The sequence below is a fragment of the Shewanella inventionis genome, assembly GCF_019931735.1.
GTDB lineage: Bacteria > Pseudomonadota > Gammaproteobacteria > Enterobacterales > Shewanellaceae > Shewanella > Shewanella inventionis.
Genome location: NZ_CP082926.1, coordinates 3541584 through 3555431, shown reverse-complemented (window position 1 = coordinate 3555431; position 13848 = coordinate 3541584). Strand labels below are relative to the sequence as shown.

At 43.2% G+C, this 13848-nt stretch carries 12 protein-coding genes; 3 read left to right on the top strand and 9 right to left on the bottom strand.

Translation table 11 applies throughout. From position 1 onward, the window contains the following. Positions 1 to 17 precede the first annotated feature (17 nt). From K8B83_RS15855 to rmuC, 5 genes are all read right to left on the bottom strand, one after another. Complete coding sequence (locus K8B83_RS15855) at positions 18 to 2063, bottom strand: transglutaminase TgpA family protein (protein WP_223418125.1); 2046 nt, start codon at positions 2061 to 2063, stop codon at positions 18 to 20. Continuing rightward, positions 2063 to 3151 carry a DUF58 domain-containing protein gene (locus K8B83_RS15850; RefSeq protein ID WP_223418123.1) on the bottom strand — a complete coding sequence of 363 codons (1089 nt, stop codon included), beginning with the start codon at positions 3149 to 3151 and terminating at the stop codon, positions 2063 to 2065. The genes K8B83_RS15855 and K8B83_RS15850 overlap by 1 nt, the downstream gene beginning before the upstream one ends. A 14-nt stretch (positions 3152 to 3165) precedes the next feature. After that, entirely contained in the window at positions 3166 to 4077 is a 912-nt protein-coding gene (locus K8B83_RS15845; RefSeq protein WP_223418121.1) for an AAA family ATPase, read from the bottom strand. A 115-nt stretch (positions 4078 to 4192) separates the two neighbouring features. Continuing rightward, entirely contained in the window at positions 4193 to 6121 is a 1929-nt protein-coding gene (locus K8B83_RS15840) for a transglycosylase SLT domain-containing protein (RefSeq protein WP_223418119.1), read from the bottom strand. A 116-nt stretch (positions 6122 to 6237) separates the two neighbouring features. Next, on the bottom strand, positions 6238 to 7737 hold the full coding sequence (rmuC, locus tag K8B83_RS15835) for a DNA recombination protein RmuC (protein WP_188740449.1): 1500 nt from the start codon (positions 7735 to 7737) through the stop codon (positions 6238 to 6240). Positions 7738 to 8007: 270 nt separating this feature from the next. Between rmuC and msrP the strand changes: the two genes are divergently transcribed. Then, positions 8008 to 9045, top strand: a complete 1038-nt coding sequence (gene msrP / locus K8B83_RS15830; RefSeq protein WP_223418112.1) for a protein-methionine-sulfoxide reductase catalytic subunit MsrP — start codon at positions 8008 to 8010, stop codon at positions 9043 to 9045. Further along, a complete protein-coding gene (msrQ, locus tag K8B83_RS15825) occupies positions 9045 to 9650 on the top strand; it encodes a protein-methionine-sulfoxide reductase heme-binding subunit MsrQ (protein ID WP_223418099.1) in 606 nt (201 codons plus the stop codon). Before msrP ends, msrQ begins: the two co-directional genes overlap by 1 nt. Before the next feature lie 8 nt (positions 9651 to 9658). On the opposite strand, the gene K8B83_RS15820 is transcribed toward msrQ, so the two are convergent. Further along, positions 9659 to 9988 carry a hypothetical protein gene (locus tag K8B83_RS15820; RefSeq protein WP_223418098.1) on the bottom strand — a complete coding sequence of 110 codons (330 nt, stop codon included), beginning with the start codon at positions 9986 to 9988 and terminating at the stop codon, positions 9659 to 9661. 132 nt (positions 9989 to 10120) lie between these two features. After that, on the bottom strand, positions 10121 to 11329 hold the full coding sequence (locus K8B83_RS15815; RefSeq protein WP_223418096.1) for a benzoate/H(+) symporter BenE family transporter: 1209 nt from the start codon (positions 11327 to 11329) through the stop codon (positions 10121 to 10123). 177 nt (positions 11330 to 11506) lie between these two features. Here K8B83_RS15815 and K8B83_RS15810 point away from each other — a divergent pair, with 177 nt between their 5' ends. Then, entirely contained in the window at positions 11507 to 12043 is a 537-nt protein-coding gene (locus tag K8B83_RS15810) for a helix-turn-helix domain-containing protein (RefSeq protein ID WP_223418094.1), read from the top strand. A gap of 1 nt (position 12044) precedes the next feature. Here K8B83_RS15810 and K8B83_RS15805 read toward each other — a convergent pair whose 3' ends face one another. Both K8B83_RS15805 and K8B83_RS15800 read right to left on the bottom strand, forming a co-directional pair. Further along, positions 12045 to 12221, bottom strand: a complete 177-nt coding sequence (locus K8B83_RS15805) for a DUF6435 family protein (protein WP_223420091.1) — start codon at positions 12219 to 12221, stop codon at positions 12045 to 12047. A 386-nt stretch (positions 12222 to 12607) separates the two neighbouring features. Next, positions 12608 to 13813 (bottom strand): MFS transporter, encoded by a 1206-nt coding sequence (locus K8B83_RS15800; protein ID WP_188740455.1) that lies wholly within the window; start codon positions 13811 to 13813, stop codon positions 12608 to 12610. Between the last annotated feature and the right edge of the window lie 35 nt (positions 13814 to 13848).

Here is a 13848-nt window from a genome sequence, read left to right as displayed (position 1 = left end):
GCTAGGCTGTTTGCAGATCAACTGCGCAATAAGCGTAGGCGTAACAGACGATACAAACGCATAAATTGTTTCATGTGTTGCTGAGTTTGTTCAGCACTTAGCGGTTGGTATTTAAGCACCATAAACTCATCACTTAATGCCATAAATTTTGTGGCAATAGCAGGGTGTTGTTGCAGCTTAGCCTCAACAGTTTTGGCGTAGTCGCTTGGCGTCTGCCCTTGTGGGCGCGGCACGCCTTTTTTAGCCAAACGCTGACAAATCAAATTGTAACGTTTATTGAGCGGATCTTCTGTGTTATCAATATTAAATAGGCCCGCATAATAACCAATGATTAAGGCAATAACGATAAAGCTGAGTATCATCATTAACGCAATTTTACTGCTGGTGACATCTCCTAGCAGTTTAGATAACACTTGCTGTTTTCGCTCTTCATCAAAGCCCAGTACCCACACGCTCCAATAGTAATCGAGGCTTGAGATCTGTTGGCGTAACTCGTTGAGCCAGGTGTATTGTTTCATTCTTAAAGGGCTGAAGGGGCTGTCTTGTAAATAGCTACTTTGGCTGTCAAATGTGGCATCAAAGCCATCTAAAATTCGCTGGGGCGCTATCATTGCTGTTGGGTCAAAACGCTGCCAGCCTTTACCTTCTAGCCACACTTCTGTCCATGCATGAGCCATATATTGATAAACGCTGTAATAACCTGCTTGTGGATTGTACTCACCGCCTTGATAGCCTGTTACCATGCGCGCAGGCAGACCGCTTGATCTGGCCATAAACACTAAGGCTGAGGCGTAATGAGCACAAAAACCGGCGCGATTATCAAATAAAAAATCATCGATTTGTTGCTCGCCAACGGTCGGTGGGCTCAAGGTGTAGTAATAGGCTTGTTCGGCAAAGTAATTCATCATCGCGTTTATCCGAGCCTGCGGTTCGGGATAGTCTTGCGTAAACTTTTTTGCTAAGGCGTGGGTTTTAGGATTACTGTTTGCAGGTAATGCCAAATTGAGCTTTTTAGTATTATCCTTTAACGTTAACTCCATAACATTATTGGGGTATGAGGTGACGCGGTAACTTATTCGTTGATCGATAGGCCTAAGTGAATACAAAGTGTAATCTGGCAGTTCAACAATTTGGCTGTTTTCACTAAAGGCTTCGTCGAGACCATATAACCACTTTTGATGGCTTGGCTCGCTAATGACAACGTATTCAATTTTATTTTGCGCTGAAGCAATCGGCCTATCGCGTTGTGGTTTTTGAAAGAACGCCTGGCGTTGTAAATCTTTAATGCTTGGGTCTTGGCGCCATGTTTTACCGTCGTAGTTTTCCATGACTAATGTACGCCAATATAAATCTTGATTTGCAGGGCCTGTGGTACTTCCGTCTGGGTTATCAAATCCCACTCTAAAAGCCAGCTCGGCGGAGCGAGTCAACTTATTGATGTCGCCAAATGACATTTCATCAGATAAGCCTGTGGTGGCTGACTTCATGTTAGGTACCATCCACAATGGCCCTAAACGCGGAAATACCACAAATAAAAGTATGGCTAACGGTAAACTGTGTAGTACTAATTTAACGCTAAAACTAAGGTTGGCCAGCTTGTTAGATTTATCTTGATAAACGCTCACTAAAATACCGGTGTTGATGATCACAACCACAAGTAAATGCAAGGTATTGAGCATGCCCTGTTGGTCTAGTAATGTCAGGGCGATAAGAAAATACCCTACCAATACAATGGCTTTAACATCGCGTTGCTCACGCATTTCTATGTATTTAAGGGCATATCCTAATATGAGCAGGTTGATTAACGCTTTGAGTAAACCGATTTCAGTTGAGACTAAGGCGAGGGTGATAGCGGCCCCGATAGCTAAAGATGTGACTAAGAATTTTGGCGGTGCAGCTACTTTGCCTAGGTAAATACCTATCCGCCACACAAAACAAATGGCGCAAATGCCGATGCTCCAGAGTGTGGCTTGTTCGTATAACGGGCTTAGCACAGCAACATTGGTTATTAGCAGCCAAAAAAGGGTGTTGCGGCTGATGATTGCGTCAAAGTTGTCTTTCATTATGTCGCCTCAACCTGTGCTGTACTTGGTGTAAAATCAGGATTGATGCTGCCATACACTTGATAGGTGGCAATAGCCGTTTGACATGCAATACGATGGGCTTCGCCGGTTTGTTGATTGATTACGGTGTGTCCAAGTTTTAGCCCAAAAATTTGCTTTGATTGGCTGAGTTTATCAACTTGCCAAGCTAAACGGCTAAGCTGTTGCTCAATGTCTTTTCCGCTAGTATTGGCGAGGTTGAGCCATACGGGCAAGCCTTCTGGCTCGGCAAACTCTTTTGACAGCATGCCTTTGTCTTGTGCCCATTGTTTCCATGCCACTTGCTTTAGTGACTCACCTGGCACATATGCTCTTAAGCCTTTGTAGTCATCAACGCCAGGGCGTAATTTACCGTGCTCATATTGACTGTCGTTGTCGCTCACTTGGCTGGTAAGAATGATGTCGCTGGCTTCGGGTTTTGCAAAAATCACGTGTTGAATATCAAGGTCTACATAAGACCATGCACGGCATAAACCTAGTGGAAAATGAGATGACACTTTTATCCTGCCGGGGTTTAGGTAACCGCGTTTAGGGTGTTCAAACGGCACAGTGGCAATCGTTTGTTGTTCCATGTGTTTAAGCCGCGTATGGCGCTGGTGGCTAAATTGCAAACAGATTTGTTGATGGGTTGTGTCTGTATGCTTATTGCTGGCATTGGCGGTGAGCATTATCGGAAACGGTGTGCTATCACCCGCATACGCAATAGGGGGGTTTATGGCATTAAAGCTAAGTCCGGCAAGGTTTTTGTAACTGTAAATAATGCAGGTGTTTAACACGCTGGCCAATAATAAACTTAAGCCAATAACCAGGTTATTTTGATAGTTAGTGCCAAATAAATACAGTAGTACGATAAGGCCTATCCAAAATAAACCAAAGCCGCTAGGCAAGATAAAAATGCTGCGGTGGCTTAAGGTGATGTGCTTTTGTGGCGGTAAGCGCCTTTTTAGCCAGCGGTCCCAGCGTTGAGTTACCGATGCCGGAATAGCACGCAAAAACCACGACGGTTGGCTGTATGTTGACTTAGCTGATTTGGCGCGTTGTTTGTCCATGTTAACCCTTAGCCTTAGCGGATCGGATTAACACTGGCAAGGATGGTGTCAGACAGTGCTTGCCCCTGAAACTGGCTGCTGCTACGAATGCGATGCTCGGCAATCGATGCAAATACCGCTTGGATATCTTCAGGCACCACATATTGACGCTGATGGATAAACGCCCATGCTTTTGCAGCTTGCAATAGCGCGATACTGGCCCGAGGCGATAAACCACTGGCCACATCGTGCTGGCGCGAAAAATCGACCAAGGCAATAAGGTAGTTTAGTACTGCATCAGAGGCTGCCACTTGTGCCACTTGTTGTTGAAGTAATAACAATTCTTGTGGAGTAATGCACTGAGCTAACTGCGCTTGTTTGCTCGCTTGTGTGTGAGTTTTTAACATGGCCAATTCGGCCTCATGACTTGGGTAGCCAATCGAAATCCGCATCATAAAGCGGTCAAGTTGTGATTCTGGTAACGGGAAGGTGCCGGCTTGATCTAATGGATTTTGAGTAGCAATCACAAAAAACGGCGAGCTTAAATGATGAGTGATGCCGTCAAGGGTGATTTGTTGCTCAGCCATGGCCTCAAGAAGCGCGCTTTGGGTTTTGGGGCTGGCACGGTTTATTTCATCGGCGAGCAGCATTTGGTTAAATACTGGCCCTTTATGAAATACAAATTGTTGTTGCTCTTTGTTGTAAATCGATACTCCAAGAATGTCAGCCGGCAGCATGTCGCTGGTAAACTGAATGCGTTGGTAGCTCATGCCTAAACTGCTAGCGATGCCCTGGGATAGGCTGGTTTTACCCATGCCAGGAAGGTCTTCTATTAATAAGTGACCTTTGGCCAAAATGCAGGTTACGGCAAGCTTAATTTGTTCAGGCTTACCCAGTAAGACGCTTTCTAGTTGTGCTAATAAAGTTTCGATAGTTGATTGCGACACGTTCGCTCCCAGTCTGTAAACCTCAACGTATTGAGGTTATCGCTTAATGGTTTTAACAGCTTGATGACCAATGGTGCTATCAAGCTGTTACGTTACCCTGAGCGTGCAGATAAAGCTAGTATCGGTAGTTCAGTTCTTTAGAACTAAACATGCTATCGCTAGATTGTCCATTTTGTTGGTAAATCATCCGGTAACTTAATACGGCTTGGACATACTCTCGGGTTTCTGTGTATGGAATTGTTTCAATAAATGTCATGACATCTAATGTACCATTTGATGCCCGTAACCAACGGCGAACACTCCCAGGACCGGCATTGTATGCGGCGGTGGCAAGGACTCGGTTTTGACCAAACTGCTTGAGTAGTTCGCTGTAATACGCACTGCCTAGCATGATATTCACTTTAGGGTCGTATAACTCTTTTACGTTGTTGTAGGAGATTTTGTGCCTTTGGGCTGTTTGTTTTGCGGTTGCTGGCATTAACTGCATTAGGCCTCGTGCACCTACACCTGATGTAGCGTAGGGGTAAAAGGCACTTTCGCGGCGAGAAATGGCTCTGATCTCATCAATATTGACGTTATACTTTTTACTGGCGCTAACAAATTCGTCATTAGATGCCAGTGGGAAACGCAGGGCTAATGAGTCCCATAATTGGCCCTGAATACTGGATTCTACACTGAACCCATGCCAGCCTTGTTCGAGTGCAAACAAGCCATATTGTGCGGTTAGTTCACTGTTGTGACGTCGCATTAAATAGACCCACTCGCTGCGGGCATCGATGCGTTTGTCTAGTGCCATTAATTCAATGACACGAGCTAAACCTTTGTCTTGATGTAACTGTTTTTGCAGTTCAGGGTTAGGCGCGAGGTTGTCGTTGTTCATCGACAATGGGTTACCTAAGGCCTGTGCAGCGGTAAATCCATAAAAGTTACGTTGACTGCTTAATGCCTGCAGCAATTGTGTCGCTTTCGTGTTGTCTTTACTGGTCATCATTTTGGCTTGCCAGTACATCCAGCGTGGGTTGGCTTTGCCTTCGTCACTTAATAGCGCAAGGTATTTATTGACTGTGGTGTAATCAAGCTCTCGCAGTGCCCAGCGCAATCGCATTTCATATAAGTCATCAAACCCTAATAGCGGCAGCATCTTGTCGATATGGCTAAGCAGCTTTTGATCTTGTTTGATTAGGGCTCTACGAACTAAATATCGATTAAGCTCTACAGCATCAGCCTGGTCAAATCGGTTAGCCTTTTGATATTTAACAAACAGTTTAATGGCTTGATGTAAGTCTTTTTGGGCGAGTTTACGCAAACCGGCGTCGACAATATTGCCAATAATCGGTTTTGAACTATTAAATTTGTTGATATGGCGAAGGGTGTTCGGGTCTCGGTATACCGACACCAGTAACTTTGCTTCGCGACTGTGAGTGGTCACTTTTTGCGACAAATAACTTAATAAACTGCTTTGTCCGGCATGAAAACTCAATAACAAACGTTGCCAAATGACTTCTTGAGTGCGATAGCCTGCTTTTGTCCACATATCAAATACCGGGTCGCATTCTTTAGGGCGCGAATAACCGTGTACCCATAAACGTTCAATCCCTTTGTATGCGATGTCTTTATTGCCCGCATCAAGCTGCGCTTGGTAGTAATAACATTGCAGGCGAATGTCGTTTGGTGTGTTGGGTGATATGACTAAAAAATCTTGCCAGCGTTGTTTTCTTCCTGCATTGAGCAGGTAGCGATAACGAGCATTGTTATAGAGTGGTGTGGTATCAAATTGGTTAATGGCGTTGAGGGCGGCATTACCTGGAGATTGAACGATTTGGTCAATCGTCGCGTGGTAGTCAAGATAAACGGTTAAGGGATAATCTGCTAATTGTTTGCGCAATGCTTGGTATTGCCCCAGCTGTTTTTTATCGAGCGCTTTACGCGCGTCAAGATAGGTTTGTTGCTGCGATGTCAACGCGCTGGCTTGACTGATAAAAACCAGTGGCGCGGCTAACAGTAATGCGCCTGTGAATAATGTGTTAACCCAAGTGTTACGCATTTAAATGAGAATCTCCGCCTCAATACTTCGTTTGCGATAATAAAATTAGTTACGTTTAAGCCTTACTATTGCGCGCTTCAATTAAATAAAGATTAATCTGCGCGTTAAACCATTTGTTAATCTGATGGTTGTGTCGCGGTTTCTATTGACTCGTCTAATGCTTTGTTAAGCAGTTGCCTGTCAATTTGTTTGCTGGTGTCAACGCCAAGCTGCTGCATAAAGTGTGCTTGTCTGATTAAATTGCCTTTGCCAGATGACAGTTTAGCCATTGCGCTCTGATAGCTTTTATCAGCGCCGTCTAATGCGCGGCCAAGTTTTTCCATGTCTTCTAAATACCCACAAAGCTTGTCGTAAATTCGACTGGCTTGTTTGGCAATGTTTTGTGCATTTTGGTTTTGATATTCATAGCGCCAAATGTTGTTAATAGTACGCAGTGCTACCAGCAAATTAGTGGGGCTGACAAGCATAATATTATGCTCTAGCGCAAAGTTAACCAGACTTGGGTCGTACTCAATAGCCAACAAAAAGGCCGGCTCTATTGGAATAAACATCAACACATAATCAAGGCTCTTGAGGCCATGTAGTTTGTGATAGTCCTTTTGACTTAGGCCTTTAATGTGCTGCCTAATTGATAATGCATGTTCTTTAATGGCCTGTTCGCGAATGTCTTTGTCTTCGCTGTTAAAGTAGCGCTCGTAACCGACGAGTGACATTTTGGCGTCAATGACGACATCTTTTTGCTCAGGTAAATGGACAATAACATCTGGTTTGAAACGCTTACCGTTATCGTCTTTTAAATCTTGTTGTATGTGATATTCATGGCCTTCTCGCAGGCCGCTTTCTTGCAGAACCCGCTCTAAAATCACTTCGCCCCAATTGCCTTGTTGCTTGTTGTCGCCTTTTAATGCCTTGGTGAGGTTGATAGCATCTTGGCTCATTTTTAAATTAAGTTCGCGCAGGTGATCGAGCTGGTGCTTTAATGCACTACGCTCAGATTGCTCATGGGTATAAGACTCCTGGATTTGGCGTCTAAATCCTTCCAGTTGCTGTTTTAGCGGGCCTAACACCCCGTCAATTTGAGTGACATTTTGCTGTTTAAAACTTTCGCTTCGTTCGTCAAAAATGCGGTTAGCTAAATTTTCAAATTGCAGCTTAAGGCGTTCTTCGGCTGACTCCAATAATGCAATTTTATCTTCTAATGATTTTTGTTCAGCTTCTGCTTTTACCATAATGGTTTGTTGTATGGCATTAGACTTGGCTAAGTTAAGCTGAGATTCCATTAACCGGTGTTGTGTGTCGGCCAGTTGTTGTTCAACTATGTACACTCTGTCGGCTTTGGTTTCAGCCGTTGAAAGCTGTGATATTAAACTCTCGATTTTATTTTGCAGATGATTACTGTGATCAATTTTGTCGTCGAGCATATCTTGTAATCTCGACGCTTCAGCTTGCGCTTCGTTCACTAATACAAGGTGTTCTTGCTCATGTTGGAGTTTGAGTTGCTCCCAACGTTGGCGGGTTAACCGCTGATTAATCAGTGCGCCAATTAAAAAGGCAAGGAACGCAACCGCAATCAGCGCTGCAATTTGTGGAGGAGTTAACGACACAGCAAAAGGCATAACAAAAACCGATAGAAAATAATGGCTAAGGGTCGCACGGCTTATAACTGCCTGCAAGAGGCAAAAACATGATTTTATGATTTTTTATTGTTAATGATTAAAATTAAATCTAATCCAGTGGTGAAGCCGTATAGTCTGGGATATCAGGTTTTTAGTAAACCGCATTTGCGAGTATTTTTAACTCATTTGAAATAAAAAACTAAGCTTACCTGTCTATTTACAATGTAAGACAATAAAACTCATGATAATTGGTATTTGTAGAGGTGATTTATGGCGCGTAAAAACCGATTTACTCCTGGCATATTACAGCGTGCTCCATGGCATATGGCTGAAAATCAAGTTACACCAGAGTCGGTTTTTAATGACCGTCGTAATATTATTAAAGCGTTAGGATTAGGCGCCTTAGGTGCCAGTTTACCTGGGCAAGTACAAGCCGGTATTTTTGATTTGTTTGGTGAGCAAAAAGCTAAAAACCCTTTTGCCACTCAGAGCTTAAATTATTCAACACCTCGTCAATTTGTGTTGCCTGATGCCAAAACACCAGAGGACAAGGTCACTCGTCATAACAATTTTTATGAGTTTGGTACCAGCAAGTCAGACCCGTTTGATAATGCTCAGGGGTTTTCTGTCGATCCCTGGACCTTAGTTATCGAAGGCTTAGTTGATAATCCTATTACCTTAGATTTACAGGCGCTCACCAAGCGTTTTGCTCTAGAGGAACGCACCTATCGTTTACGTTGTGTCGAAGCATGGTCGATGGTTATTCCCTGGGTGGGGTTTTCTCTTGCGACATTATTAAAACAAGCCGGTGTTAAACAAAATGCCACTCACGTTGCGTTTGAAACCTTGTTTGACCCAGACCAAATGCCCGGGCAAAAAAATCGTTTAATGGGCGGCGGTATTCATTACCCATATGTTGAAGGGCTAACCATAGCCGAGGCCATGAACGAGCTGCCCTTTTTAGCGGTGGGGTTATACGGTAAAACATTGCCACCACAAAATGGAGCGCCAATTAGGTTAGTGGTGCCGTGGAAATACGGTTTTAAGAGTATTAAGTCTGTGGTGCGTATTCGTGTTGTAGATAAACAACCACCGACGAGTTGGAATCAACTGGCGCCAAACGAATATGGTTTTTATGCCAACGTGAACCCTGAAGTTGACCATCCACGTTGGTCGCAAGCCAGTGAGCGCAGTATAGGCGAGGGCGGGTTGTTTTCGGCTAAACGTATTCCTACGCAAATGTTTAATGGTTATGGTGAATTTGTTGCCGATTTATATAAAAATATTGATTTAAGGACCTTTTATTAATGCGTTTGAGCCCTCAAGGTGTATTTTGGCTTAAAGTCGTTTTGCACCTCATTTTTTTAGTGCCGGCTTTGTATCTTATCGTACTGGTGATAACCGACAATGCGGGTGGCGATCCTGTGCAATATATTATTCATTATACTGGCATGGGGGCGATAAATAGCTTATTGGCGACCTTAGTAATCTCACCCATTGCAAAACGGTTTAAAGTGGCGGCGTTAATTCAAACACGTCGCTTAGTCGGCTTGTATGTGTTTGCTTATGCACTGTTACATATTGCTGCGTTTATCAGCTTAGATTTGTTGTTTGCGTGGGGGCTATTGTTTGAAGAAGTCATTAAGCGGCCTTACATTTTGGTGGGCGCCGCAGCCTTGATGATTGTGACTTTGCTGGCGTTAACCTCACCGCATAACATTAAACGTAAAATGGGTAAACAATGGCAGTCGCTGCATAATTGGATTTACGTAGTTGCACTATTGGCGCCGGTTCACTTTTACTGGTCGGTAAAATCGGAAATTATTGAACCAAGCATCTATATTGTTTTGTTTGCTGGCTTATTATTTTACCGCAAAGACAGTATTAAAAAATGGTTAGCGCCAAAAGGTTAACAAGCCAATTAATGCCGCAATCTCTGGTGTAATCCATTGGTGCAAAATGCCGCAAACAAGGTAAATAACATGACGCCTGTCATGATGATCGCGAGCCTTAACCAAGGTTCAGACAAGGTGATGCGCATGTCTATAAAGTTAAACGTAGTCACGGCCCACACAAAAATAACACTTAATAATAGGGTTATTTTTAATAATTGATTGATGACATTATGGCGAATAAACATAAGCAGTGGCATTGTACAGGCAATAATTGCCCATTCGGTTTGACTAAAGCGAAGAAAATGTGCGCCTAATAATAGAAAAGCTAACGTTATGATGACGACTCTCCACCACATAATTACCCCCTACTGTAAACGTCAAACTCACAATGAGTTTGAGTTAATAGCATAAGATTTATTGCATTTTTATTCTTAGTGTTTGCTCACAAATTGCATGTTTATTGGCAATGCAAAAATACCCTTGAAAGATCAATACTTACTATTTGTTTTGGCGCTGCTGATAACCGTGTTGGGTTTGTTTTTATGCATACCAAGATGCGTTAGGCCAAGCAATAAGCCCCACACTGCGGCGCCTATTCCCAAAAAGCTTATCCCTGACAAGGTGCAAACAAAAGTGAGCAGTGCAGACTCTCGATAAGAAATGACGCTAAATGCATTTTGAAGGCACAGGAGTAAGGTGCTCATTAACGCGAGTCCAGCCAACATATTGCTCACCGCGCTGGGTAATGCCATAAATAATGCAACCACACTGTTGGCCCATAATCCGGCAAAAATGTAAAACACTCCCGCCCAAATCGTTGCCTTAAAGCGCTGGTTAGGATCGTCATCAACATTGTTATCCATACAAATTGCCGCGGATATTGCCGCAAGGTTAACGCTAAATACGCCAAATGGTGCCAGTAATACATTTGACATGCCGGTGCCGAATAAAAGCGCAGATCCCTGAGTTTGATAGCCATAGCTTTTTAACATGGCGATACCCGGCAAATGTTGTGACAACATGGTAATAATAAATAAAGGAACACTGATATTGAGTATGGCCAAAAGCGTAAACTCTGGCGTTATCCAAACTGGCGAGGCAATTGATAATTTTAATTGTGCTTGTACTGCAGCGGTCAATACATCTGTTTGAAATACATAGCCTATGGCTATAATTAATAAAATGGCCATGGAATATCTGGGAAGCCATTGTTTAGCTACCATAAAACTGACAAACAATAAGCAGAACACGGCAGGCTCTTTTGCAAGTGGCACAAAGGCTTTTACGCAAAAGGGCAGTAAAATGGCCGCTAACATGGCTGCTGATAACGCAACCGGAATGGCTGATAACCCTCGAGTGATGGGCTTTATCATGCCACTAATGGTTATCAACGCGGCTGAAACAAGGTAAGCGCCAATCACTTGATTTAAGCTGAAATCACCAACAATTCCAATCAGCATTGCAGCTCCTGGGGTTGACCAAGCCGTAAGAATTGGAGTGCGATAACGCCATGAAAATCCGATTGAGGTCACGCCCATCACTAAGCCTAAAGCAAGCAAACTGCTACTGATTTGTGCAGAATTGGCCCCAGCTTGAATCGCTGCCTGGATGACAATAACAATTGAACTTGTATAGCCGACAAGCACAGCGGTGAACCCGGCGGAAATATGGCTAATAGCGATGTTTTTTGGTGCCATTATGTTGTCCGTTGCGTATTTTTGTATGAATGACGTGCCGGTAAATTAGTTAGTTGTGCGTTAAAACGCACAATGTGTGAGGAATATATCATTGGCTGTTATAGCGCACAAGATATTAGAGTTGACAGTAAAATGACGTATAATTACTTACAGTGTTAACGAAAGACGGTATGCATTATGGATATCAAGGCTCATATGGCAGAGCACTTAAAAACAATAAGAAAAACAAAGGCACTTAGTTTAGATGCAACCGCCAAGTTGACAGGAGTGTCTAAGGCCATGCTCGGGCAAATTGAACGACAAGAGTCGAGCCCTACGATTGCCACACTTTGGAAAATTGCCAGTGGCTTAAACACGTCATTTTCTGCATTTATGGTGGCTGAAGATAGCGTTAGGATTGCAGAAAAAACATTTCCAGATGATCCCAATATGCAAATTCATACGTTATTTGCATACAACCCTCAAACTCAGTTTGAAATGTTCGAAATCACCTTAAGTGGGTTTCATCAGCAAATGTCAGCGCCTCACGGCGTTGGTGTGATTGAACATGTTATTATCATTGAAGGTGAATTGGCGGTGTTTTGTGATGGAAAATGGCTAACGCTGGGTTGTGGGCAGCGGTGTCGATTTTTTGCAGATCAAATTCATGGTTATCATGCCGTAAGCGAAACCGCAGTTTTTCATAATATTGTCAGTTATCCACTCGATCGTTAACCTATTTGTTGGATTTTTCTAGCGCTTCAATTTGATGCCAAATTGTTTCAGATTCTGCGGTTAGCAACGAATAGGTTTTAATGTCGCCTTTGCGCTGAGCTTGCATGGCCTTTTCAAGTTTTTGATCATAGTGTTTACGCAGTTTTTTGATTGGGTCTGGTTTTAAAAATGAAAACATGGCAGCGCTCTTAAATTGGTTATTGTGAATGTTATAATCGATACGTTCAAAGCCTGGGTTTGGCCCACTTATATCAATCAGCACATATCAATCAGCACAAGAATGTGATCATTCTTACTGGTTAACATCGCTTATAACGTCGTTAGCAATGTTGAGGCTAGAACAACTCGCTTGCTGCCTGATTCTAACGATTTTTTCTACGCAATCTCGGATCACTTATTTACCCTGATTGGTATTAAAAGAGTGCAGAGTTGGGGCTTGTTGATCTTTCTAGATGTTTGCTGCAAAGATCAGCAGGCCCTGAGCACTATTACTGTTTTCGTCTCGCAATTAACATTAACCGCTCATTTCTATTGTCGCCTTCTAACGGTAAGGCTGTTGCGCCGTTAAACTGTGCTTGGGGTCAACGGTGTCTGTTTTTTGTTCATTTGTAGGTAGCTTATTACCCACATGATAAAGCCACCGACAAACAATGCAGCGGCAACATATCCGGTTTGGTTAGGCATAGCGCCATTAGCAATGGCAATACCGCCAACCCAGGGGCCAATTGCGTTAGCGGTATTGAACGCACATTGCACTAATGCGCCAATCATGGCATGACCATTAGGTGATACATCCATAAGTAAACTTTGAATGAGCGTGGCTAACCCGACACTGCAACCAATAAAAAATATTACGGCGTACAACAGGTTGATATTGTAGCTGGCGTTTACGTAGGCAAAGGCAAAAACAATGCTGCCAATAAGCGCGAGGCCTGTGGTGTTTAATGCCGAGCGATCTGCTGCTTTTCCTAGTACATAATTGCCTATTGTGCAGCCTACACCAAACATAATCATGGCAATTGAAATGGTGTAAGCGGGCGTTTTTGTGACCATTAAAATGGTGTCGGCAATGTAGGTGTATAAACAAAATACGCCACCAAATCCAATAATGACAATACCGAGAATTGACCACACCAATTTATTTTTGAGCACGCTAAATTCATTAAGTAAATTTGAAGGTTGATTATTGGCTATTTTAGGTACAAAAAAGTACACGCAAATAAAGGCAACTAAAGCAAGTATTGATGCACCTGCAAGACAATAACGCCAGCTTAGATTTTGTCCCACTAATGTGACAATCGGTACACCGACTATGGTGGCAATGGTTAACCCCATAAACACTTTAGACATGTAGCTTGCGCGTTTATTTTGTGGGGCGATATCTGCTGCTAACAATATGGCTGCGCCAAAATAGGCACCGTGAGGCAAACCGCTTAAAAACCGAAATGCAATAAGTTGTTCAAGTGACGTAGCTATTGCACTTAAGCCATTGGCAATAAACATTAAGATTAAAAAGATCATTAACGCGTAACGTTTTTTCATGTTGGCTGTGGTGAGCATTAATATGGGGGCGCCGACCACCACTCCGATTGCATAGGCGCTGATGGCATAACCGCTTTGTGATGGCGTAGTGGCGAAGGTTTCGCTAATGAGCGGTAGCATGGGCATCATAGAAAACTCAGATAACCCTAAAATAAAAGTGCCCAAAGCAAGTACGAGTAAGATTGCGTTACGATTGAGTGCCACTACGGTATTGTCTGCCGATGTCATAAAAATCCTAGAGATGAAAATAAAAAGGCCAGCAG